Source organism: Spirochaetota bacterium, from assembly GCA_034190085.1.
Lineage (GTDB): Bacteria > Spirochaetota > UBA4802 > UBA4802 > JAFGDQ01 > JAXHTS01.
On record JAXHTS010000019.1, the window covers coordinates 18476 to 44609 of the forward strand.

A 26134-nucleotide genomic window follows, 5' to 3' on the forward strand; every position below is an offset into this window, starting at 1 on the left:
GTAGGATGTTAAAGAGAATATTAGTTTTTATCTTCAGCCTATGCATATGCCTTGTAATCAGATATTCATATGCTGAATATAACCTATCGGGCAGGGTTCTTCATGACTCTCGTATTCTGAAAGGCAGGGGCATATATGCTGAAAACAGCAGGGGTGAGTTCACCAAGTCTATATCACGTATGGAGTTTAGAATAAACAGGACTGATGAGAGCGGGTTCAGCCTTATGGGGGAGTTATGGGCAACATACGATCATCTCGACTCATATGCTGATCAGTTTACCGAGAGGGAAGATGATACCCAGAGGATTGATTATGATGAGTTCTATATAAGGGAGGCATACATAAGCGCAAATATTGGTCCTGCGGAGTTAAAGATTGGCAAGATGCTCATTAACTGGGGAAGGGTGGATGAGATAAATCCAATTGATATAGTAAACCCGGAAGATTTTAGTGAGTTTTACACTATTGAAAAGGAAGAGAGGGGAATACCGATATTGCTTGCTGATGGTCTTCTTTACATTGGCAACTTTACACTTGAGGCCGTGTGGATACCTTTTTTCGAGCCCGCAAGAATGCCGACCACCGGCCCGTGGGCGCTAAAGACATTCATTGACTTACAGGCCTTATTGACGCCTCAACAGTACGCCTCGCTCGATTTCAGCGCGAAGGAGAATGAAGGCAAGCGGGATATTCTCAATTCCGAGACAGCGGCCCGCTTCTCCGGTCTATTGGGCTCGCTGGATTTCGGGCTGGTATTCTTCTATGGATTCAACGATCTCCCTGGTTTAAAAACAGAGGTAGACGATCTTGGCCAGCCTGCGTTAGTAGTTACATATCGTCGCTTTCATGGATATGGTTTTGACTTTGCCTACTCTATTGCGGGTTATGGGTTCAGAGGTGAGGCTCTTTATCGGGACAAGGTATTATACCCGCTGTCAGTTTCGATTGTTGGTTTCACCAACCACACCTCTTCGGATATTCAGAGCGTTCTTGGCATAGATAAGACCTTTGGGGATAATTTTTATGTGAATGTACAGTTGATATATAATCGAATTTTGGATCATACCGAAGATGTGTTAGCAGATGAGGATCTATTCATGGGCATGGGAACGCTGGAAGATTTATTCTTTAACGATGAGCTAAAGCTGGGAGTCGGGTTCTTCTATGGTTTTAATGAAGCAGACTGGTTGATTTTTCCGTATGCGGAATATCGTCTGACTGATAATCTGAAGGCAGAATCGGGTGTATATATCATATGCGGGCCGGATGATTCTGACATAGGCCAGTTTGATGAGAATGATATGGTCTATTTGAGGGCTAGTTATTCTTATTAGTAGACTGATTCCTATTTCTACAATCGTAAAATATATTTCATGTTTCTTCATAATGAGATAGTATCAATGTAGCTTATCTAATAGTTCAGATGAGTAATCTGAATTCATACAAAACCTTTAACCTTCCAATTCTCTATTATAAATAACTAGATGGCGATCTTATTTATCAATCACAACACAAACTGAGATGACAACATAGAGTGATATTTATCCCTTGAACTTGTCTCGATATTATGATATAAAGTAAGGTAAGAGATGTAACAATTCACTCTATGGGAGCTTATTTCAGTAGGCATTCTGAAATACTGAAATGCCGGGATACTATAGAAGTTTTTTTCTTTCCTACTGGAATAGGCTCTAAGTTTGTTTTTACAAAGGATTGGTCTAATAATGATAATGAGAAAGAACTATATCCAAGGATGGTTGGTGACACCTTTTCTTATTATTTCTGTCTTTTTTTCACAAGGGTGCAATCCAGATGAAGAAATATTAGATAACACTATTTACCCCCTTCCCATTTATCATTCACCAGAAACACTGGAAGAGTATTTACTTGAAACGAATCAAAAATATCCGGATATTACATATTTAGAACCTATAGGAACAAGTATTGAAGGAAGGACCATATGGGGATTTGTGATATCTGACAAGCCACTGGATCATGAATTAGAGCCAAAGATTAGATTAACAGGTTCAATACATGGGGATGAGAATATTACTACAGAGGTGCTTATTCATATGATAGAGCATATTACTAATGGCTATTATAATAACGATCAACGAATAAGGGCGATTGTTGATAACAGATATACAGTTTTTATACCTATGATGAATCCAGATGGAGTTGCCAATGAATCTAGATACAATGCTAACAACGTTGATTTAAACCGAAATTTTGAGGTAAAATGGCAAAACTGGAATAGACACGGCCAGTTCCCTTTTTCTGAGTCAGAGTCAAAATCTTTAAAGGATTACTCTCTTTATATGGTGTTCCAACTATCTTTATCATTTCATTCCGGCGCTGTGCTAGTTAATATGCCTTTTGACTATGCAAGTGAGCATGATGGTGGGGATATACCACAGGAATATGATCTAATATGCTACCTAGCCAAGGTATACACAACTTCAGGAAGATTTCTTGAAACCGAGGGAATGCTGAATTCGCCTAATATGGATGAAGGCACCATCAATGGTGGAGATTGGTTTATTGCATATGGTACTTTACAGGATTGGAGCTATATTGATACTGGGGCAATCGATTTTACAGTGGAGATAACCAAAAACAATCCCACAAACATTGAGGAGATAAATGATATCTTTGAATTGAACAGGGATTCAATCCTATCCTATATAGAATCCGCAGGAATTGGCATCCATGGCAGGGTCGTTGATGTCTCAGAGGGTGAGGTTCCTGTTTCTGCTACAATCACAATTGATGCAGGGGATATAAATACATATTCTGATGCCTTTGGCTATTACCACCGAATCCTGCTTCCAGGCAACTATATAATCACATTTACCGCTGATGGATATGAGGAATATTCAAAGGAGATAGAGATTACAGAGTCTTCACCATTAATAGAAATGGATGTTGTTATGGAGAAGAATATATAGGCGTGAAAATATAGAGAAATATTTTGAATCTAATAATTTGTACACATCATGATAGGCATTACAAGATAAAATAATGTAAAATCAATAGTCCATCAAGGTAGTATGGCTTTCACTTACTCCACTTTAATACTATACAAATGGCTCTCCATTACAAGCTCAAACCTGTTTTTTTCAGCAAAGCTAAAGGAAGTGGCTTTCTTATAGATTTCCAGATCAAGAGCTGTAAGATCAACATCTGTGACATAATAATTATAGCCCTTTACACTATCCATATAAACCAACATGTCTTTAGCAACTTTACTAGTATCTGATCTTTTGAATGGACTAGTCTCTCCCCCATAGGGTAGGGAGAAGCGATATCCAATCTCTCGGTCGTCCAATATCTCCAAAGATATCCTAAAGGGCATAATCATTTTTTCAAGTTCAAAGATATTCTTTTCAAGTTCTGGCTTTTTCTCAGTTATGCTACATTTATTTCTCACATCCCTTACAAGTTCATAGATCTCAATGTTTTTATCCACCCTGCCTAGCGAAGAATTAGGATTATTTTTTACTACCTGAGATATAACATTTTTGGAAAAAATATATAATCGAGTCAGATAGTCAATAAAACGATCTGAGTTCTCTCTATAAAAAATTATTGAACCCTGTTCATCTGAGACAAAGAAATAGCAATATTTTCTCTCCTTTTGGTAATATATTTGAATGGTATCTTCTTTATAATTATCAATAATTAACCTTAAGTAGTTCAATTCTGGATGTCTGGGATCAATATGTATTATATTTTTTCTTCCAATAATATTGGAAAGGCTGTAAAGCATCTTTAGCTCAGAATCATATACATTGCTGATAATCTTATCCTTGCCCTTTAATTTTCTAAAGGAGAATACAGTATAATTGTTGCCAAGTATTGTAATATATCTCTTTTCAGGCCACTCTTCAAATTTACGACTAATAAAAAGATCATAGGTTTCTTTAAAAAGGGATTTGATCCCCTTGAATGATTTGCTTGATTTATACGGAGATGGTGAGGTAAGCCATACACATCTTTCAAAATCATCCCTGTTATTCAGAGCACCGTTTAATAATTTTACAAGAATATTCGAAATATCTATCTCATTATTATATTTTTCATAAATCGTTTCACCCCAGCTATTATGATATAGATAAAAAATATCATCTATTCCTTTAGGATATTTTGAGTATAGATTTATTATTATAAAATTCAACAGGGGAAAGGGATCATCAAAAAAATACTTGTTCTGTATATTCAGCCTTTTGATTGAAAAATGCAGTGTTAACTCATTCATAAGCTCCCTTACGAAACCTGAATCAAGTAAATGATACCTGGACTTTATATCCACCCTTGAATAGTCTTTTTGAAACATACGATTCATGCTTATCCAAGCAAGAAGTGCAATAAGGGCCGGCTCCTTGTGAATAATTAACCTCTCAGAACCTCCCTTGCCTGACTTGAATCCCTTGGATAACAACCAACTTACCTCGCCACCCTCCTTATTAATGGATTCGATTATGAGATTCTTCTCAATTGGATTATCCTTAAAGCTAACAGCCTGTCTGATCTTATTGCCAGATAATGAAAAACTGGAATGTATCTTTCTGGTAATAAATTTTATTTCTTCGTTTGAAAACTTTTGGGATAGCTTCTGGCTCTCTATATTGCTTAGTATCCTTTTGTAGCTATTGAGAATCTGTTTTGTTATATTATTCCAGAATTTATTAATAGGCGTTATGTCCCAGTTCCTGAAGTTATCCATCTGTTCAATTTTCGATTTTGACCACTGCCAACTTCTAACATATTCTGACATCTTTATTATCTTTTGCGATTTTTTATCATGAGGATTCGATGAAGAATATTTTGAAAGATAAGGATCAATCTTAATATAAAAACACATTCTTAAAATCTCTGAAGACATCATTAAGTTATTATCATTAATATTTTTTGTATAATAATCATGTACTTGGTTGAACATGAGTATGTATGGGTCAATATGATTCATATCAAGTTTAACATTCTGTACATTTTGCTTAATGATGTTACATAGCAAGGGATTTTCACCATCCTCATCAGAGAGATATCTTTCCATAATGCCAATTTTTATTATTGATTTAAAGGGATTCCCCAATGATTTAAGTATCTGGAAAATACCACCCCCAAGGAAATCCCCTTTATCTATATGATATAGATTTCCAAAATCAACATAATCCTTATTGAATTCCAATTCATCTAATACTTTGAGGTATTTATAATAGACTTTATCGTCAATTCCACTAGGCACTACCCACCAGAATGGTATCTTCCCACTAAGAAGGATTGAGCTTCTATAAAACTCGTCCTTTAACAATTTACCATTGGCTTTTCCGGAAAAACTATCTTCACTGGTATCAAACAAATCACTCCTAATTTTTGTAATATCATTCAAATAAAAATGGGTTTCAATATTAAAGTTCTCAGTTATCCATAGTTCAATTTCCCTTAACTTATTCATCAAGGAATTGATGTTTTGCAAACCAACCCTGTTTTCATCCAGGCAAATCCAGAAATCGATATCTGATTCTTCGTTATACGCAATGCTGCCGGCGCTTCCCATGATTGCAAAAACCTCAATAAGTGGATTATTATTATCAGCGTTTGTGATGTGGACAGTTGGAAACCATGTTCTAATAAAATGTAAGGCCCTTTCAGTAGGCGTATATCCATAAATACCAAGTGGTTCGAAGTTATTCACATACCCTGGTAGTCCTAATTGATTATCTCCTATTAGAATAGGCAAGGCATCTATTAGGTCTATTATACTTTTGTTTGAAATAGAGGAGGTGAACTTTTGCAGTCTAGTAATGTTATATTTCTGAAAGTTTTTCTTATTTTTCGATATTTCATTTTTATACTTGAGTATATCTTCCTGGTTCATAATATACCATTAGCTAAATTATTATACTTTTTATGATGGATAATATTTTCGAAACAGAATCCCAGATATTACAAGGATATAATTTTAATATTAACCATTCTTATAGAGAAAGGTATTCCATGAATTGTTTATTTTTACTCTTAATAATATACATAACATCTTGTAACTGCAAACACAATTTAACTTTTTTGGGGAATGTCCAAGTCAATGATATAAGCAGTTGTGAATATTGATCATTCTTATATGAAAGCTAAAATCCACAATCAAATAGCATTTGTGAAAGATTTCAAAAACAGTATTGAATTTAAATAGTTAAGATAATAGCTTACACTCCGATAATAAAGGTGATACTTATTCCTTCAGGGGAGAACAAGTGTCACCTTTCGCAAAATATACTTTCAGGAGGAGTGTTTATGAAGCAGGAAAATAAAATAATCAAACAAAAAGTTGGCATGATAAAACTTGCTAGAGAATTAGGAAACGTATCACAAGCATGCAAGGTTTTTGGATATTCAAGAGATAGCTTCTACAGATTTAAAAAACTTTATGAGGAAGGTGGTGAAGAGGCTCTAAAAGAGATTAGCAGAAAGAAACCTAATATCAAAAATAGGATTAACCCAGTAATAGAAGAGGCAGTTTTAAAGATGACCTTTGATCGACCAGCTTATGGACAATTGCGAGTTTCAAACGAGTTAAGGAAAGAAGGTTTATTCGTTTCTCCAGGGGGGGTGAGGAGTATTTGGCAAAGGCATGATCTGGAGACATTTAAGAAGAGAATCAAGGCATTAGAGGCTAGGGTAGCTAAGGATAATCTGGTATTTACTGGGGCTTAAGCTAATAGCTTTAGAGAAGTCTAAGATCGTAAAAGAGGTATATGGGGATTTTAAAACGGAACATTCTGGCAAGTATTGTTATAGGAAAACGCTCATACAAATATTTTTTGATTCGTAAAGTATTAATTTATAAAAAAATTGGGTAATAATGTACAGACAGCACAAGTAAAAGAGTATGTAAAATTAAATGCTGGCTAGTTGTAGTATTGTTAAGGGATATTCTATATCTCACCTAGTTACTTGATTATCTTCAAGAAACGATGATATTAGGGGGATAAAATATTTGAAACCCTGATAATGCATTTAGAAAATTTCAAACTTTTATCCCCCTGATGCATCCCCGAGGGGATTTGAACCCCTGTTGCCGGGATGAAAACCCGGTGTCCTAGACCCCTAGACGACGGGGACATTCTCCTGAATAAACAGGTTCGGCAACTTAGTTGCTAACAAAGAAAACTGTAAAATAAAATTGAATCCTATATTAATTGAGCCGCCGGAGAATCGAACTCCGGACCCACTGCTTAAAAGGCAGTTGCTCTACCGACTGAGCTAGCGGCTCAAAATATAATGGATCACAATTATATATTGCTCTATTCATGTCAAACAAAAAAAATGAATATAAATTTAATGAAATTCAATATTCATCTTCCAAGTGAATTAAACCTGAATAATGTGGATACATCTTGAATGCAGGTTTGATGATGACTTAAAAGAAAAAAATAGAGGGATATATCCCCTCACTTATTTGAATTGAAAAATAATAGTATTTACTTATGTTGTCTGATCTTTTTATTACTGAATTATTGGCAGTTGTCAAGCATTTATTCATATTTAGGATTCACAATGTAACAAATATATACAAAAATCATAATATCATTTTCTTCGGTGTATGCATAGCTTCAATAGCATTTATATCAGTAAAATTATTACTGTTGGGTTTATAATGAAAAGGATTTAAAAAAATGGGATACAAGTTAGAAATGTGACGATGAATGTTTGATTATATATCGCTTCTCTTGGTAAGTGCGGCCACAGGACAGATATCAACGCATTTGTAACATTTTCCGCATGGGATGCTATCTGGATCAGTTTCACCGTAAAAGCTTATTAACATATCAAGGCCACGTTTTGCAAAGGTTAAATAGGGATGTTTATGCAATTTTGTGCATATATAGATGCATTTGCCGCATAAGACGCATTTGTGAGGGTGGTATTCCAGGAAGGGGTGGTCTGCTTCTGGTTTGATCTTTCTATCCAGTAACTCAATCCTCTTCTGTTTAAGTGGAACATGCAGAAATTTTGCTATCCTCTGTAATTCGCATCTCTTATTGGCTGGGCATACCCTGCATTCGATATTGTGTGAAGAGAGGAGTAGTTCGAATGCTGTTCTCTGCAGTCGCCTTACCTGTGGTGTGTCTGTTTTAACTATCATGCCATCTTTTACCCTGATAGAACAAGATGTCACAGGCTCTCTCTCGCCTTCAACCTCAACAAAGCACAATCTGCATGAGGCTGGGGGATTATCCATCTCCTTTAGGTTGCAGAGGTTGGGGATATATATCCCATTATCCAGACATGTCCATAAGAGGCTTGAGCCCTCATCCGCCTCTATCTCCATGTTGTCAACTTGAAGCTTGATCATTATTCGTTCCCTTTTGTCGCTTCCTCTGGTCTCTCTATTATTGGAGCGAGTTCTGGTGGAGAGACCTTCTTAACAGCATTATATTCATCAGGGCAAGCGGTTACGCATTCCCCGCATTTGACGCAGAGGGTTTGATCAATAGCCTTCTTTCTGCTTTTAGTCGTAAATATTGCCTCAACCGGACAGCTTCCGACGCATGCATCACAGCCTCTTGCGCATTTGTCTAAATCTATATAGAATGCTATCAATGCTCTGCATTTTAATGCCGGGCATCGCTTCTCCTTTAGATGAGCCTCATATTCATCAAAAAAGTATTTTAGGGATGTCAATACAGGATTGGGAGCAGTTTTACCTAAGCCACAGATAGAGCCCTTCTTTATATCCATGCTAAGAGACTCTAATAATTCAATATCTCCATCCTTGCCCTCGCCCTTAGTTAGGCGTTCTAAAATATTCAGGAGATGTTTTGTGCCTATTCTGCAGAAGGTGCATTTCCCGCATGACTCATTCTGGGTAAACTCGAGAAAGTACTTGGAAATATCTACCACGCATGAATCCTCATCCATTACAACCATGCCGCCGGATCCCATCATAGCGCCAGCTTCTGTCAGGGAATCAAAATCGATAGGTGTATCGAGGAAACCCTCTGGCAGACACCCCCCCGAGGGCCCGCCGATCTGCACAGCCTTAAAGCCCTTTTTCCCCGGGATGCCGCCGCATGTGTCGAATATAAGTGACCTGATAGTGACCCCCATAGGGATTTCAACCAGACCCGGATGTGTAACATTCCCAACAATGGAGAATATCGCTGTACCTGAACTATTATCAGTGCCAATCCTACTGTGCCATTTCCCGCCGTTCTTCAAGATGTGTGGTATAGTGGCGAGAGTTTTAACATTGTTTATAACCGTAGGCAGGCCCCATAGCCCTCTTGTGACAGGGTAGGGTGGGCGATGATGAGGCATCCCCCTTTTCCCTTCAATTGATTGGATAAGGGCTGTCTCTTCTCCACATACAAAGGCTCCTGAGCCCTGAAAGACTGAAATATCCAGACTAAATCCTGTGCCAAGGATTTGCCTTCCCAATAGATTAATCTCCTCCGCTTGACTGATCGCTCTTTTAATCATCTCCACAGCCAGGGGATATTCTGTTCTGACATAGACAAATGCCTCTTCTGCCTCAATGGCATAGGCGCAGATTGCGATGCCTTCAAGTACCTGATGGGGATTGCTTTCCAGGATCGTTCTATCCATATATGCCCCGGGATCACCCTCGTCAGCATTACAGATTACCACCCTTTTATCTCCCTTTGCATTTTTGGCCAATTCCCACTTTCGACCCGCAGGGAAGCCTGCACCACCCCTTCCCCTAAGGCCTGATACCTTTACCTCATCGATTATCTCCTCTGGTCTCATTGATAGGGCCTTTTCAAGGGAGGAGTAGCCTTCCCTTGATATATAATCATAGATATCCTCAGGATTGATGATGCCGCAATCCTGCATCACAATCCTCTTTTCCATATTAAAGCGGGGTGAATCCATAACCGATGGTATCATTTCATCTTCTTCCATTGCGCCGAGGACATACTCAAAGAGCGGATCACCCTTCTCCAAAAAGGACTTTACCAGAAGCTTGGCTTTTCCTGGGGTAACCTCATAATAGCATATGGGTGGAAATCCAGGGTTATGAATAATAACAAGCGGCTCAGCATAGCAGTGCCCTATGCATCCCACTGGGATGATGAGGGCGTTGATCCCCCTCTCCTTTAGCGTCTCTTCAAAGGCTGTTTTTGTCTCCAATGAACCCGATGCCCTTCCGCATGTGGCGGTGCCTATATAGATGCGAGGAATGTCTTTACTCTCTATATCATTTAAGCGCTTTACTGCTAGAGTTTTTATTGAAGCGAAATTACTCTCTGCATTTCCCTTATCAATCTGGGTCACTTTGCTCACCTTCTCTCTTCTTCCTTTCTCTCTCCTCCCGTTCCCTCTCAATCTCATATCCTAGGATAATCCCCTCCACCTTGCTTGGAGAGATGTTGCCCTGAACCTTCTCGTCAACTACAGCCACTGGAGCTAGGGCGCAGCATCCCACGCAGGCTACCTTCTCAACACTGAATTCTCTATCAGGTGTGGTCTCGCCTGCCTGGATTTCAAGCTTCCTCTCGAAATTTTCCAGTATAATATCCCCGCCCCGCACATGACAAGCTGTTCCGAGGCAGACCTTGATCTGATGTCTGCCCGGGGGATTAAAGCGAAATTGATTATAGAACGTGGCTACACCATAGACCTCACAGGTCGAAATTCCTATATGCTTTGCCACCATCTCAATGGACTTTGGCGATAGGTATGAGTATTTCTCCTGGATCATCTGCAGAATAGCTATAAGATTGCTCCTCTGGGATTTATAGGAGGCAAGCCTAGCTGCTATATCATTAAGCATCGCCTCGTCTTCGATATTAGGCAGCTCTTTCATAATACAATCCCCATTACATGTATTATCACTATCATTTTGCTATTAAAGGATCGTTAATTCGGATTCATTATCACCTAAACCATGCAGTCAGTATTTGATCAGGCTGGCCTGAGTCTTAATCCGGAATCCCCATAATGGCGCTTCATTCCTCCAATATAGGGATTGGGGGATATTATTTCTCCTCACTTTGAGGGGTGGGGCTGATTGCAAATAGCATAGTATTTTTTGATGAATCGGTTGTGTTGGATAGTATTATATCATATTTATTGATCATATGTCTATCCATTATTATTAAAATTTCTGGTTTGGAATTAGTCTTTGTCAAGTAAAAAAACTGAAGCCCTTTCCTCTTATTGAGAATGTATAATTTTAAGATAATCCTAATCAAAATGATTGAAGAAAATCAATTCCTATGTAATTGTTGATTCTAATCTTTCTTTGAACTGAGATTTCATTGCATTTATATGTAAATTCTAGAAAAATAGGATTTTGGTTGATATGATTAACTCAATTAATATTATTGTGAAGGATAATTTTGTAAAATGTTTAATAATTGTATATTTTTTATTGCATATACCTCATTTCATTTTACCACTATCCGGCGGTCATCGCTGGCGTCAGACAACAACAGCGTCAGTATCAAGGAATTATGTAAACGAATCGTTATATTTTTTCCATCCTAGAATCGATGTAAGGGGTGATAAAACGGGTATAGCTGGGATGGAATTCCCCTTTTATAATTATTTAGTGAGCATAATATACCAACTTTTAGGCTCTACATGGGTTGGTTTTGGGAAATCGCTCTCATTTGTTTTTGCAATTCTATCATTATTATTGTTATCAAAGATTGTCGGTTATCATGAGAATAATTCTTATGTAGATAGAACTAGTCTAAATATATTTTTTGTCATAATTTCTGGTCTTTTATCCCCCTATCTCTTTCGATTCAGTTCAAGGTTTATGCCGGAGACCCTTGCCTTGTTCTTTTCACTGCTAGGTTTTTACTACTATTATCTTTATATAAATGATAAAAGTCTTAGATATTATATTGTATGCTGGTTCTGTTTAACCCTAGGAACTCTAATTCGTCCATATTTTATCTTCTTTGGACTTCCAATACTAAGCAGGTTTCTATTTTTCAAGGGAGATCCAATCAGAATACGATTGTTGATAGGTCTTCTAGGATTCTTAATATTAATTCCCTTCTATATATGGTATTATCAATATGTGCCATATTTGAATAATAGATACGGTATAGTATACTTTAATTTAGGTGTGTATAATTATAGGGATAACCTATTACTATATCTTAATCCCTTTATGTGGATGGGATTGTTGAATACTATTATGAAGTATTATACTGAATATGTACTTTTTCCCTTTGCAATTATTGGAATATATAAATACTTTCGAGCTAGTTATTCATCAGTAAATAAGAAATTAGAATTTTTCTTGAAGCCGGTCTCGCAACTTCTTTTTGTTGGTATTCTTACCCTGTTACTCTTGCCATCAATCATAGGAGAGTACTACATTCTACATTATTATTACCTAGCAGCCATCTTTCCCATATTCACTATAGGTATAGGTTATAGCTTACAACTTATAAATATTCGATATCCTATAGGTTATAGAGTAATACTATCGGTTATATCTGTGATTATATTTGTAAGCTTTTTTCATACATTCAGATTGGATAAGGATTTAATACTATTAAAAAGGATCCTTCCTGAGATAGAGCAAAATAGCAAAGAAAGCGATCTTTTTGTTGTAGATGATGCTGGAAGCTCCACCTATCTATTTTTTATTAATAGAAAAGGATGGTCAGTTGACTTTACAAGTATAAAATCAGAAAGTCTATTACTCGAAGAGCTTATTAAATATAGGGATAAGGGCGCAAAATTCGCAGTAATTAAGGATCTGGATCCAGGCGAAAATCTATGCGGATTTAGAATGTTAAGACTGGAGTAAAAAGTGTTAATTAGATCGAAACTAAAAACAGTATTAGTAAAGCTGTTGGATATCATTTCTTTCACATACATCCTTATTATTATGGCAATTATTATTACCGGGGGATATAAGGGAAGCCTATTGGGGATATATGTAAGCGCCAGGTCATTGCTTAATCCAATAATTATCTTACTCTCCTCCATTGCCTTGAGATATCTTTTATCAAGGGATGATTTATCATCGTCAATATCAGTCAAGTTTCTAATTAATATTAGATCCTATCTACTAAATGCCTCCTTTAGGAATCTATTCATTGCTGTTACATTATTTCTCATAATTTTTAAACTATTACAGCATTATAGTTATCACACCTATGCCTGTGACCTTTCTTTGTTTGATTATCCTATCCATTACACACTGAAGGGGCAGTTCATGTATTCCCCATGGTGGAGCTCATTGAAGAATTTTTTTGGAATTCACTTCTGGCCTATACTCACATTTATTGTTCCCTTCTACCTAATCTATGATTCTCCAATAATCCTTTTAATCCTTCAGGGAATCTTCACATCCCTCGCCTTGATACCCATTACAGCTATTGCAAAGGAAAACGGATTTGACAGGGAGGATAGAATATATATTGGGATCTTTTATATCTTTAATCTCTTTTTATGGAGAGGTTTTGAATATAATTTTCACATTGAAATACTTTATCCACTATTTCTATTTTTTGCCTTTTATACAGCCTTTAAACAAAGATTTCTTCTCCATACTATATTTATTCTCTTAACACTCAGCATAAAAGAAGACGCATTTTTCCATTGTATTATGTTAGAAGCATTTTTTTTCGTATTTAATGGGAATAGAAGGATTGCATTACTAAATATAATGCTTTCTTTAATTTGGGGATTTTTTACATTGAAGTTTGCTCTTCCATATCTTCGGCCTGAAGAATTCGCAAATATCTTTCTGATTGATAGATATGGACACCTTGGCAGCAATTACACAGAGATCATCCTCTATGTTATTTCACATCCTCTAGAGATGTGCAGAATGATATTCAGGGTATCACTCCTTCGATTCATCCTATCATTTGGCTTTCTTCCCCTTCTGCATCTTAAACTATCAATATTTGGATTTCCATCTCTACTAATTCATCTATTCACTAATTTTCCACCTCAATTCAATTTAAAATTTTATCATGCATTACCTGCAATTCCATTCTTTGTCATTTCATCCATATTTGTGCTGAAAAAGGTTGATATAAAATGGAGAAAGAGGCTGCTCTTGCTTCTTGTCATAATTAGTCTCTCAAGTTTTAGGACTCCTGGATGGTTAATCCCCACTCCTGCTGATATTAGGGCTCATTTTATATTTGCAAATTTTAATACAGAAGAAGTCATCTCAGCGCAGGCTAACATATTTCCACATCTTCCAAGATCTGCTAACATATCGATTTATCCTAATAGAATCAATGATGCAAAGTATATAATGTTAAAGTTAAATCGCAGGCATGCCACTATTGAAATGACTAAAGAAGAATATTACAAAAAAATTATTGAACTAATTGATGAGGGTAACTATCGGATTGAGAGATATTTTTATCCCTATGTCATATTAAGAAGGGAGAAACGCGATTCAAGATTGGATGACAAGATGAAACAATTGAGAGAGGACGTATTGAAGATTATTAAAAATAGATAATAAACATAAGTAATGAACGATTTATTGTTGACCATTGATGCCTTTCAAAATAATATTCTCATCTCATATCAATTGTTAGTTGAATGTTGTATGATGATGTATAGAGCTTCACCGTAATAAAAAGTCTAATTCTGGTTTCTTAGCAACACGGTCACTTATTTTTATATAAATCATCATTATTTGCTGTAAAACGATCTAGTCGGTTATCCACTTATAATAATTATTGATATTAAGAGCGTAAATAAAATGATCAAGACAGCGCTTATACCAGCTGGTGGGAAAGGGATAAGGGCCTATCCCCTGACCACATTTATTCCAAAAGCAATGCTTGAGGTTGCCGGCAAGCCGCTAATCCTTCACAATATTGAAATATTACGAGATCAATTAAACATTAAGGATATTTATATAATAGTCGGACATCTGCGTAGTCAGATAACCGGATTTTTGGGTGATGGTTCCAAATATGGAGTTAATGTTAGTTACATCCATTGTGAAGATCCATCAATAGGCCTTGCTCGGGGAATTTTTCTTGCAAAGGATTATATTCACGAGCCCTTTATTACTATTCTTGCGGATGAACTCTATATTGATTCTAATCATGCTGAGATTAAGAATCTACCTAATAGAGATTTTTCAGCAATCTGTGGCGTTAACGTTACACGTAATCCTTTGAATATAAAGAGGAATTATTCTGTTTATTTGGAGGATGGTAGAATATCTAATCTTGAGGAAAAACCAGAGGTTATAAAAAATAATCTTCTTGGTTGCGGCACATACATCTTCAACTCGAGTATATTTGAGGCTATAGATAAGGCTTCTCCATCGCCAAAGTCCGGACAAGTGGAATTGACTGATATTATAAACTCCCTTGCAATGGCAAATTTTCATGTTTTCCCCTTCTTTCTCAAGGGAGAATATTTTAATATCAACTCCATAGAGGACTACAACGCTGCTAATTATGAGGTAAGGTCACGAAATTTTGATAAATACAAGGTTAGTATGGTTGTTCCAGCATTCAATGAAGAGGAATCAATTGGTTATGTAATAAATGATTTTATTGAACATGTTGATGAATTATTTGTTGTTGATAATAGCTCATCCGATAATACAGCAAGGATTGCATTAGAATTGGGCGCTCGTGTAGAAACTGTGAATTTGAAAGGGTATGGGGATACCATTAAATACGGCCTGGATAATGCCATAGGCGATATATTGATAGTAATGGAGGCTGATTATTCATTCAGATCAAAAGATTTGTATAAAATTCTTGAGTATTTAAAGGATGCTGATATGGTTCTGGGCACCCGCACAACCTGTGAGATGATAGAGCAGGGAGCCAATATGTCTGGGATTCAGCAATGGGCAAATATATTTGTTGCAAAGATACTCGAATTGCTCTGGTGGGGACAGCGACCCAGGTTTACTGATGTTGGATGTACATATCGTGGAGTATGGCGGGATTCCTATTATAAATTTAGGGATTATCTTACAGGCACTGGGCCAGAATTCTCACCTGAGATGATGATTGAGGCTATAAGATCGAGAAAGAGGGTAATCGAGGTTCCCATCTCCTATTTCCCCAGGATAGGAGGGGAATCCAAGCACTCTGCTAATTATTGGAATCTATCCAAAACTGCACTTAGGATGCTTAAGTTGATTTTTAAGAAGAAATTTTTCCATTAGGATATATTTTCACAATGTTTTGCCTTTCTGATCATTAATGCATAAAGGTTAACGGTTAATTATGGGCTTACAATACATTTAAGAGGAGTGGCACAAGTTGGAGCAGACACTGTATGATGAGTTTAATAGCATTGAGAGTAGACATTGGTGGTTTTTGGCTCGTCAGAGGATTTTTATTACTCTGATTGAATCTTTTTTTCATCATCCCAAGGACTCTAAAATCTTGGATATAGGTTGCGGTACAGGAATGAACATGAAGAATCTTGCCAAATTCGGCAGTGTTATTGGGATGGATCTATCCATGGATGCAATACGCTATTGCCAACAGATTGGAAATCCCCTATGCCAGGGTGATATGTCAAATCTGCCATTCCAATCAAATTCATTTGATATAATTACTATACTTGATGTGGTTGAGCATTTAGAAGATGATCTAGGCGCGTTAAAAGAGGTTTACCGGATCTGTAATAACAAAGGTATCCTTTTGGTAGCAGTTCCGGCTTTCCAGTTTCTATGGGGAGAGCATGACGAATTAGCCCATCATATAAGGCGTTATACCTTAGGCGAATTAAGGAAATTAGTTGAAGAGAGCGGATTTGAGATTTTGAAGATCTCATATAACAACTTTTTTTTCTTTCCCATAGGATTAGTATTTAGATATTTAAAGCGGTTTTTTCGAAGGTTAAATAATAAGAGAGAGCTAACGTCAGATTTTGCCAACACTGCACCACCAATACTGAATGAAATACTGAGAGAGATCTATGCATTTGAGGGTAAGTTGTTAAAACACTTCAACCTTCCCTTAGGATTAAGCATACTCTGTATTTGCCGTAAAAGTATTTAATATCTGTATAACTATTCATATACTTGAAATTCTAATAAAAGAATTAATGAGTCGATAAGGTAAATTGTGGTAAATTATAATTAAATTGGATAGGATTAATTTTAATAAAGTATCATAATTAAAAAAAATCTTGACTACTCTTTCATAATAAACGATTCATGACATAATTACTCGGAAATATTCTTTTGAATACATTTTGTAAATATTGAACGATGCTTCAAACAGATTACAAGATGATGAAAATTTGTTATGTTATTTTTCAATGAGCATATTTCAGTAGGGTAGGGGGATAAAGTAAATACCTTTAATTCAATATTTTCAGTGTTTTATATACCTACTGTAATAGCCACCTATAAATCAACAATTGGAATAATCCGCTATTAGGAAAATAAATATGAGTAAAAAACATTCATTTGCTTTAGTATTATTAATAGGATTCCTGTTTTATTGGACATTTTCGTCTTATACAGTGAAGAGATGCTTAGCAGATAGCCTGATCTCACTGTCGAGTCACACCCAGGTCCGTTATGATTCCAAATATCTTTCAGATGATGAGGGTGAGGATCATAAACTACACCAGACAGCTGATTTAAATATTGTTGAAAAAAAATGGGGCCATTTACGATTTGCATTCTCAGGAGATATGGTTGAAGATATTGATGATATTGATGATAGTACAATTGATAGAACTAGATCTATTCACGATACATGGAGCTGCTCTAATCATGGTTACCTATATCTTTGTCAAGCTGAGATATACAGATTGGGACATCTGAATTATGCCAGATTTGGGAGACAGTATGTATCTCATGAACTGACAACACATATTGACGGGATGAATCTATTACTGAATCTTAGTATATCTGATATAGAGATCAATCCCTTTGTCTATGGTGGAATTCCTGTTAGATTATATCAAGAAGCAGAATATTGGGACGCTTCTGAGGCCGGGGGTGGTGCTCATATTGTCTTAAATAAATCGACAAAATTAACACTCGAACATCAGTATATAAAAGAAACCCCGGATATTGACATAATTGGAACATATAGTGAGAGTGGAGAAAGCGAATATCATCAGTCCGCTGTTGCATTGAGAAGATCATTATTTGACAATGGCTATGGTTATGCAACCTTTGTGATGCTTGACAACTGCCCCAAATATGTTAATTCAAGGTTTTCTTTTTTATTCGATAAGATGGACCTTGAGATAGATGCTTCTTACTTCTATCAGTTCAGTAAATTAAGCGATAATATTCCAACAACAATTTCACCTTTTTCAGGTTTAATAGGGGAGATTAAACCCTATCATAATGCTACAATAGATATAATGAAGGGGATATATAAGGATAATATTTTCATCTCCTGTGGTACGGAGATTAGATTGCTCGATTATGATGAGGATGAGACTGACTTTAATCATTCATACAATCACGAATATTTAGCTGTAATAATTGATAATCTGCCTATAAAGGGTATGCATCTCTCAACACAGGCTGATTTCTGGAAGGTTATGGATAACAATGATCAGGATACAATTATTAGTTGCAGTCTGGAAGTTGGATATACAAAACCTCGTTCTTTAGATTTTTTAGTCGGTTCCTACTATTCACTTTATAAATATGATTATTTTTCAAATTTGGATGAGAAGACTGATGTTTATACTGTTTATTCAAAGGCTCGTTATTATATTGTAGACGGATTATACTTTGATGCGAGTTATGAATTAGAGAGTTACGATATATACGAGCATAGATTTACTGCAATCCTTGGACACGAAATTTAGGAGGGGATAGATGTCAAGATCAGGTCATATAGCACTTATTATTGGAATTCCAACGCTCTTATCTATCATATTGTTTTTTTCGATTTCCTCTTATGGTGGTAGCGGAACTGACTTCCCTCATGATGCCCACTTAGAGGATATTGAATGTATTGGTTGTCATAAGACTGCCCAGGAAGAGGATAAACCCGGTTTTCCAGATAAAGAGGTCTGTACCGACTGTCATGATGATACAGAGGGCGTTGATCTATCAGGTCTTCCAACACGTCCGCTATATCTTAACGCCCGATTTCCTCATGGATCCCACTCAGACGTAGAGTGTAAGGAATGCCATGGGGATCTCGCAGAGGAGGAGCCAAAGATTATGGGTGTGGATGAATGCCTTAAGTGTCATGAAGAGAATGAATTGGAATTATCGTGCAAGGATTGCCATGGACAGGACAGATTCTTCCCTTCATATCACAAGCTTGCTGGGAAATGGAAGAAGCGGCATGGACTCAGGGTTAAGACAATTATGAAAAGTGATCATGCATATGACTGTGGCGTATGTCATACTGATGATGCCTGTAGAAAATGTCATCAATTTAGTCGTCCACAGGATCATACAGGCTTTTGGAAAATCCGAGGACATGGTATAAGGGCTTTGGCTAAGCGGGAGTCCTGTTCCAATTGTCATAATGAGGTTTTTTGTATCAGATGTCATAAGAATAAAAAGCCATTGAACCATCGAGGTAATTGGGTAAATCTTCATGGGAAAACAATACCAGGTGGACATGCTGGAAATACAAACAGATGTAATGTATGCCACCTTCCTGAGCCTTATTGTGGAATTCGCTGTCATACGACAAAATAGAGCTTGAAGATATTAGATTTTTGAGCGATTGGACGGATGATCGCATAGTCCTATCCATTAGCCCTAGTTATAATACATACCACTATATTTATTTTGTTAATGATACGAAAGTGCGAATGGTTGAATTGAAGAATTATAATTTTTCCCGCCTTTGGCGGGAAATTGTTTATTTCGAAGTTACTTGAATTGTCTCCAATAGCCTTTACTATTGGGTATGTTGCTCTATGTATTCTGCAATTTCTTTAATCAGTGTGCCAGGCCCAAAGACTTCAGATATTCCCTTCTCCTTTAAGGCAGGGATGTCTTCATCAGGGATGATTCCGCCACCGATAACTAGTATATTACCAGCATTTTTTTCTTTCAGTAGTTTTATCACTTTAGGAAAAAATGTCATATGTGCGCCTGATAAGATACTTAAACCAATAACATCAACATCCTCCTGAATAGCTGCATTAACAATCTTTTCTGCTGATTGTCGTCGTCCCGTATATATTACCTCCATCCCCTGATTCCTAAGACCATAAGCAATTACCTTTGCACCCCTGTCATGACCATCGAGGCCAGGTTTTGCAACTAAAACCTTAATTTTTTTATCCTGTGACATAGCACCTCCCATAAAAAATTATTTTAATCATATATGGTGTAACATTCCACAATCTCAACTGGAATGCCAGTTCTTCTTTCGATATCTAAGTAAACCCTACCAGTAAGGTCTCTTCCCCAACCGCTTAGATTAAAGGGTGAGGATGGAATAATGATTAAATCAGGCGATCTGTTGTGTGAATTACAATATTCTTTAATATAATCTATATAGTCTTGCACAACAAGTAGATCACCAAGGCAGATGTTGCCTCCAAATAAGTTGTTATTTGGAATTCCAATCTCAATATTCAGGTCAACCCCTTTAAAAAAGGGTGATTCCCTGATGTTTTGTTCAAGTAAAGGTTTGACGAGGGTAGAGGAGAGTATTAATATATTCTTCGCTCCTCTAAGTCCAATAATTCTACTTATTGATTCCAAATAACCTTTTCTGAACCCAGTACCCATAAATACTATACCAAGGTGTGTGTCAACATATTTTGAAAAAGGGTATGAAAAATTCTTCAAATCAATTGGTATCTCTAATTTCTGTCCATCTCTAGTGATTTCAAAGGGGATAGAAGCAATGTTTCCCCTTTGTAAAATCGAAAGAAGTTCTCGAGCCTGAGGTCTATTATGTATCGCATTGCTGCCAATTTTATTTATTATATCACCCCTTTCCAATCCGCTGTTGAATGAGGGAGAACCCTTTACAATTCCAATTATTTCAGGTATGTTTGTTTTACTATAATAGAGTCCCTCTTCATACATTGTAGGTCTTGTTACAATGGGTACATCGAAGGTGTTTCGTATCTCCCTTACCTTTTGTGTTATCAGTTCCCATATTTGATGATGGTCAAAGGGAGCCTTCTCTGAAAAGTATTGTGAAAATCCTGGCAGGCTTATCTGAACAAGGTGAACATCATGCTTTGCAGAATAGTCTATGGTTTTAATCATGTCATCAATCATTTCATCAATGGATTCCATTGGCCAGGGAACGATAACAATATCATAAACGATACCAGCCTTCTTTAGGAATGGTAGGGATTCAATGGCTATTTCGGATGTATTATCCTGCATCAACATTTTTCTTCTCCTAGGATTTGAGCTATGAAGAGCTATATCCAGATGCAGGGGTTTCATCTGGATGAGGAATGCGATCATTTCATCTGTTAAGGTTGAACCATTTGTGCAGATCCTAATTAGATTATTTGTGCTTTTGCGAAGATTTCCCAAAACCTCCCTAAAATGAGGATGAATGAATGGCTCAAAGCATAATCCTAGTGTGGGAAATAAATTTGTTTTTTGTTTAGGAGAATAATACTTCAATCGAGTCCTGATCTCTCTATGTTCCTCCTCTGATGCTCGAGAAGGACTGTTGAGCGCAAGGGCCGGGGGCTTCCCCTTATTATAGCAGAACACGCAGTTGCAGTTACACCTGGTTGCCAAATATCCAATCATATCAGCGGGATCACAGGATGATTCTTCAAGCCAATGTGATAATTTTTTTAGCCTAAAACCGTCAATATTGACCACATTGCCTTCTGATTCAAGCTCGATGTGTTCTAATATATTTTCAAGCTGCTTCTTAATGAATTCTATAGTTGGCTCATATAATGCTGCGTTCTCTGGTAGTTGATAACTGTAGTGTATAGATTCTTCATCAGTGAAGGATATATTATTCTTGGGTATATCGTTTGTGTTTTGCACAGTCCCGTCATCTTTTTTATCCTCTGCTCTTGAATCTTCATCACAAAATAGATTATGTTGTTGGTGTTTGTTGTTTAATAATCTAAATCCATCAATTGTAACATCTTTACCCCTACTACAAAGGATTACCATATCAAGGATATTTTCTATACTCCTTCTTAGCAAATCCTTCCTTAGGGAGCCTTGATGATGAGCCTTTTTATCATTAGATATTTTATATCGAAAAATATAATCATCACTTGTTGATGAAGCTTGTTCTTTATCCATAATAATCATTACCTAGACAATAACTAAATTTAAGAGATTAATGCAGTTAGTAATAGCCATATTTTACAGCTAATATAGAGGAGTAAACCAGACTATTTATCACATTTTGTGATCATAATTAGTGAAAAATAAAGGGACGCTGTAATAATAACTGATGGGATTTTTGCTTTTCCTGATCATCGATGAACAATTGTGATTGTATCCCATCAGCATTGATATGATGTGAATTGGCAATTTGCAGGAACCTCGGGGATAGAAATTTATTATCCACTTTTATAGATTTTGTATCATTTTAATGTGTTCAATTTGTTACTCTATTTTCTTTTATAGCGGATACCAGCTTTGGCAGCATCTCTCCTGCTGACCCCTTTATGAATATGTCGCATAGGGATGTTAGTTCGCTCTCTTTTGGGTTCACCTCTATCACAAAAGCACCGTTGTTCTTAGCCCTCATGGGAAGGGATGCTGCTGGATACACTACACCTGATGTACCTACAATTAACATAAAATCACAGGATGTTGATGCTTTAGTTGCCTCAATCAGATCTTGCACCTCTTCGCCAAAACTTACAATATCAGGTCTCATGTTTCCCCCGCAGTCGCATCGAGGGAAAAATTTACCCATCTCCTGAAGACCATGTTCTTTTAGTTTCTGAATAATGTCTCCCATGGATTTTGAAAGTTCATCCCTTTTTTGAAAGTTTTTCTTGCCACATTGCATACAGCGCTGTCGAAAGATGTTTCCATGTAGCTCATAGACTACTGAACTGCCGGCTTCTCTATGGAGATTGTCAACATTTTGTGTAATTATGCTTTGAATATATCCCATCCCCTCTATGTCTGATAAGGCTAAATGTCCAGGATTAGGTTTGGCCTTGAGCAATTTTTCGAAGAATCCACCCAAAATTTCGGGGGCCTCTTCAGGATGGTTGGATAATACTGCCAGCATCCCACCAGATGACCCCTCTTTATATCTGTCCCAAATCCCCCCAGCATCTCGATAAGTTGATATGCCACTTTCCGCAGAGATACCAGAACCAGTAAAGGCAACGCCATTATTACATGTTAATATCTTTTCAATAGCTTTATTCATATCAACCATAGATTATCTCCTCTATATGTTTATTATAACGATGAAAGTATACAGAACCTCCCCTGACTCAGTATAATTGCATTACAATGATATACTGAATTTAGTCAATAAAATTTTTGTGTTCAAGTGTCATTGATATAAGATAAATGCAGTATTATGCATATGATAAGGGAATCTGTATTATATATTTTTCTTGAAAATAATCATACTATCTAAAAGAGGTTAAACCTAGAGACTTAAGTACATGTATAAAAGAGATCACTATGCCATTGAAATCCTTAATACATGGTCAATTTAAAGTTAAAACCTTTTCTCCTCAAAATCATTGCTCGAAACATCATTTTTTATGATTTATGGATATTGCAGATGAGAAGACACAGGAGTTATTTAGAGGCGATAGAATGTAGAATAATTGATGAGGGTCTCTTGTCGTCGAGTTATATCAATTTTTATAAATCAATATATGATCACCAGTTTGAAATATATCTTTACTATAAGGAGATTGATTATTATCCAAATTTTATAAATTTTAAAGGATTGCCGCTTATTGATATAGAAGGGATTTCCCTTCCGAATACAATAAAGATAGGATTAAGAGATAGTTTATATTCAATTATAAAGGTAATAAAGGAATATCATTTTTTGAAATTCGACCAATCATTGGATCTTAATTTATTCAGTGATCACCAGTACGAGGAATATGTTAGGTTTATTTTATTAAAGGATTTTGATAAACTTGCTGCTATTGCAATGGTAAAAGGGATTGGATGCGAAGAATTAATATTTATTCTTATCAATTGGTTAAAGCCGCTATTTATATGCATAGTAGAAAAGAATAGTGATCTAATCAGGGGTAATGATTGGATAATGCCAAGCTGTCCATTTTGTGGGTACTATCCGGATATGTCCAAGATTATGGAATCAACAGGAGGCAGGAGATATCTTCATTGTTCTCTGTGTGAGTATGAATGGCCCTTTAAAAGGATTTCCTGCGCAATATGTGATAATGTTGATATAACTATGTTAGGATATTTTGAAACAGACGAGAAGAGCCCCTATAGGGTTGATTATTGCGATAGATGTAGGGGATATATAAAGACCGTGAGGATATCTAAACTCAGGGACGAAAATAGATTTGATCTGTCTGTTGAGAATGTTGTTACCCCTTATCTTGATTACCTTGCTATGGAGAGAGGTTATTCAAGACCTTAAGCTGGTGTACGAGTAATCGGTACGCTAAATCATGAAGCTTGATGGTCTTTTGTTTGACAAAAGGATTTATTGACGATGAATAGGGTGATCCCTTTGTGAGTAGAAACGTTTTTGTAATTGTAATTTTGTTTATTTTTAAAAATTATAATAATTGCAAGCAGCTTTGTTGACTGCTCCTCCTGATTAATGTATTTAAATGATTACGCTCATTCATCTACAAAGGGTATTGCCCATCTCTCATTCTCAAGACTTGTGTCATGTTTTCTCAAAATATATATTATTTAATAGTTGAATATACTCAGTTTTTATGATAGTAATAATATTTTAATAGCGATGAGTATTATCCCTCCCTACTGGTGAGTTATTAAGTATTCTTCATTTTAATTAACTCATAAAAGCAGTAAAAACAATTATAGTATTCATATCTAATTTAATTACTTATGAGGAGGAATGCACAGCAATGAATAAAGGATCACTTTACATTTCGTTTCTATTTGTATTTCAGTTATTTATTTCAATACCCAGTTATTCAAATGATAGAATGAGAATTGTAATTATGAACCTAAAGGCTGATGGAGTTTCTGAGCGAATGGCAAGGACTGCATCAAATATGCTTAGGAGTGAGTTCATTAACATAGGGACATTTACAATAGTTGAGAGAGCACAGATGGATATGATCCTTAAGGAACAGGGATTACAACAAACAGGATGCACTGATCAGGAGTGTGCTGTTCAAATGGGAAGATTAATGTCTGCAAGAAAGATTTTGGTTGGAGAAGTGAGTCCAATGGGAAAATCGATAATTATGACTGTGCGTATTGTTGACGTTGAAAAGGGTGTGTCTGAGTTTGCAGCCACGCAAAAGGCTACATCAGAGGATGTTCTAGATCAATCAGTTTCGAGAATTGCCCAAAAGATTTCATTAAGAATTAATAGAAAAGCCAAATATACCCTAACTCCTATGCTGGAAGAACAGGAAGAACCTGAAGGGCCGAAGGAAAAGGGGGGGATCACATCAAGTGGATATTATCTCAGGGGTATTATTCCAGGTTGGGGACAGTTTTATGCTGGCAGAACAGTTAAGGGCTTTGTTTATGGCGGGCTCTTTGTGGCTTCTGGATTGTTTGCTGCTGCTACAATCGGTAATTATCAAGATAAAAAGAAGGAGTATGATGACCTTAGACCAATAGATACAGAATCTGATATACAGGAAAGAGATAGGTTTGATACCGTTTATAAGGAATACGATGATGCTGCCAAGGGTGCCAAGTTTATGACTGGTTTATTTTGGATAGTATATTTAGCAAACTGGGTTGATATTCTGTTTTTTTCCAAGCCTGATTTCAACAGAAGTATGGGCATGTCAGAAAATAGCAACAGTTCCTTTCACCTCAATATCTGCAATAGATCATACCTCTCCCAAGAAAGAAATATTGAACTCACATATGTTATGAGGTTCTGATACACTTAATCAATAAGCTATAATTTACTATAATTATCCAGTAGGTTATTCAGTGGTTCAGAGAGACAAAGGGGTATTGGTTCTCTCCAAGGTTACACACTCTCATTAAACAGTGGGTCAATAACAAATTCTAGTCCAAAAGCGAGAATCTCCCCCTCATTGTAAAAATAAT

At 36.4% G+C, this 26134-nt stretch carries 17 protein-coding genes, 2 tRNA genes and 1 pseudogene; 11 read left to right on the forward strand and 9 right to left on the reverse strand.

Features of this window, described 5'->3' with window-relative positions:
- Positions 1-5 precede the first annotated feature (5 nt).
- Both SVZ03_03600 and SVZ03_03605 read left to right on the forward strand, forming a co-directional pair.
- On the forward strand, positions 6-1334 hold the full coding sequence (locus tag SVZ03_03600) for a DUF1302 family protein (protein ID MDY6933291.1): 1329 nt from the start codon (positions 6-8) through the stop codon (positions 1332-1334).
- A gap of 390 nt (positions 1335-1724) precedes the next feature.
- Positions 1725-2948 (forward strand): carboxypeptidase N/E family protein, encoded by a 1224-nt coding sequence (locus SVZ03_03605; protein MDY6933292.1) that lies wholly within the window; start codon positions 1725-1727, stop codon positions 2946-2948.
- A 113-nt stretch (positions 2949-3061) separates the two neighbouring features.
- On the opposite strand, the gene SVZ03_03610 is transcribed toward SVZ03_03605, so the two are convergent.
- A complete protein-coding gene (locus SVZ03_03610; protein MDY6933293.1) occupies positions 3062-5881 on the reverse strand; it encodes a class I adenylate cyclase in 2820 nt (939 codons plus the stop codon).
- Positions 5882-6294: 413 nt separating this feature from the next.
- Between SVZ03_03610 and SVZ03_03615 the strand changes: the two are divergent.
- Positions 6295-6739: pseudogene (locus tag SVZ03_03615) on the forward strand (helix-turn-helix domain-containing protein).
- Between the two features lie 310 nt (positions 6740-7049).
- Here the strand turns inward: SVZ03_03615 and SVZ03_03620 are convergent.
- From SVZ03_03620 to nuoE, 5 genes are all read right to left on the reverse strand, one after another.
- Positions 7050-7122, reverse strand: a tRNA-Glu gene (locus tag SVZ03_03620).
- 78 nt (positions 7123-7200) lie between these two features.
- Positions 7201-7273 (reverse strand) — tRNA-Lys (locus tag SVZ03_03625).
- A gap of 441 nt (positions 7274-7714) precedes the next feature.
- Positions 7715-8356, reverse strand: coding sequence for a 2Fe-2S iron-sulfur cluster-binding protein (locus SVZ03_03630; protein MDY6933294.1), 642 nt, complete (start codon positions 8354-8356; stop codon positions 7715-7717).
- Positions 8356-10356 carry an NADH-quinone oxidoreductase subunit NuoF gene (locus SVZ03_03635; protein ID MDY6933295.1) on the reverse strand — a complete coding sequence of 667 codons (2001 nt, stop codon included), beginning with the start codon at positions 10354-10356 and terminating at the stop codon, positions 8356-8358. The genes SVZ03_03630 and SVZ03_03635 overlap by 1 nt, the downstream gene beginning before the upstream one ends.
- On the reverse strand, positions 10286-10798 hold the full coding sequence (gene nuoE, locus SVZ03_03640; GenBank protein ID MDY6933296.1) for an NADH-quinone oxidoreductase subunit NuoE: 513 nt from the start codon (positions 10796-10798) through the stop codon (positions 10286-10288). The genes SVZ03_03635 and nuoE overlap by 71 nt, the downstream gene beginning before the upstream one ends.
- A gap of 531 nt (positions 10799-11329) precedes the next feature.
- Between nuoE and SVZ03_03645 the strand changes: the two genes are divergently transcribed.
- The 6 genes from SVZ03_03645 to SVZ03_03670 all read left to right on the forward strand — a co-directional run bounded on the left by SVZ03_03645 (position 11330) and on the right by SVZ03_03670 (position 19639).
- Entirely contained in the window at positions 11330-12799 is a 1470-nt protein-coding gene (locus SVZ03_03645) for a glycosyltransferase family 39 protein (protein MDY6933297.1), read from the forward strand.
- A 3-nt stretch (positions 12800-12802) separates the two neighbouring features.
- Entirely contained in the window at positions 12803-14479 is a 1677-nt protein-coding gene (locus SVZ03_03650; protein ID MDY6933298.1) for a DUF2079 domain-containing protein, read from the forward strand.
- A 246-nt stretch (positions 14480-14725) separates the two neighbouring features.
- Complete coding sequence (locus SVZ03_03655) at positions 14726-16162, forward strand: sugar phosphate nucleotidyltransferase (GenBank protein ID MDY6933299.1); 1437 nt, start codon at positions 14726-14728, stop codon at positions 16160-16162.
- A gap of 97 nt (positions 16163-16259) precedes the next feature.
- The gene (locus SVZ03_03660) at positions 16260-17006 is read left to right on the forward strand and encodes a methyltransferase domain-containing protein (GenBank protein ID MDY6933300.1); all 747 of its coding nucleotides are present in this window, start codon (positions 16260-16262) and stop codon (positions 17004-17006) included.
- A 394-nt stretch (positions 17007-17400) separates the two neighbouring features.
- On the forward strand, positions 17401-18789 hold the full coding sequence (locus tag SVZ03_03665; protein ID MDY6933301.1) for a hypothetical protein: 1389 nt from the start codon (positions 17401-17403) through the stop codon (positions 18787-18789).
- Between the two features lie 10 nt (positions 18790-18799).
- The gene (locus tag SVZ03_03670) at positions 18800-19639 is read left to right on the forward strand and encodes a cytochrome c3 family protein (GenBank protein MDY6933302.1); all 840 of its coding nucleotides are present in this window, start codon (positions 18800-18802) and stop codon (positions 19637-19639) included.
- A gap of 205 nt (positions 19640-19844) precedes the next feature.
- Here SVZ03_03670 and SVZ03_03675 read toward each other — a convergent pair whose 3' ends face one another.
- The 3 genes from SVZ03_03675 to SVZ03_03685 all read right to left on the reverse strand — a co-directional run bounded on the left by SVZ03_03675 (position 19845) and on the right by SVZ03_03685 (position 23297).
- Complete coding sequence (locus SVZ03_03675; GenBank protein ID MDY6933303.1) at positions 19845-20243, reverse strand: cobalamin B12-binding domain-containing protein; 399 nt, start codon at positions 20241-20243, stop codon at positions 19845-19847.
- A gap of 23 nt (positions 20244-20266) precedes the next feature.
- Positions 20267-22195, reverse strand: a complete 1929-nt coding sequence (locus tag SVZ03_03680) for a radical SAM protein (protein ID MDY6933304.1) — start codon at positions 22193-22195, stop codon at positions 20267-20269.
- A 301-nt stretch (positions 22196-22496) separates the two neighbouring features.
- Entirely contained in the window at positions 22497-23297 is an 801-nt protein-coding gene (locus tag SVZ03_03685) for a Sir2 family NAD-dependent protein deacetylase (protein ID MDY6933305.1), read from the reverse strand.
- Positions 23298-23654: 357 nt separating this feature from the next.
- Between SVZ03_03685 and SVZ03_03690 the strand changes: the two genes are divergently transcribed.
- Both SVZ03_03690 and SVZ03_03695 read left to right on the forward strand, forming a co-directional pair.
- Positions 23655-24500, forward strand: a complete 846-nt coding sequence (locus SVZ03_03690; protein ID MDY6933306.1) for a formate dehydrogenase accessory protein FdhE — start codon at positions 23655-23657, stop codon at positions 24498-24500.
- A gap of 460 nt (positions 24501-24960) precedes the next feature.
- Positions 24961-25962, forward strand: a complete 1002-nt coding sequence (locus tag SVZ03_03695) for a CsgG/HfaB family protein (protein ID MDY6933307.1) — start codon at positions 24961-24963, stop codon at positions 25960-25962.
- Positions 25963-26134: the final 172 nt, after the last annotated feature.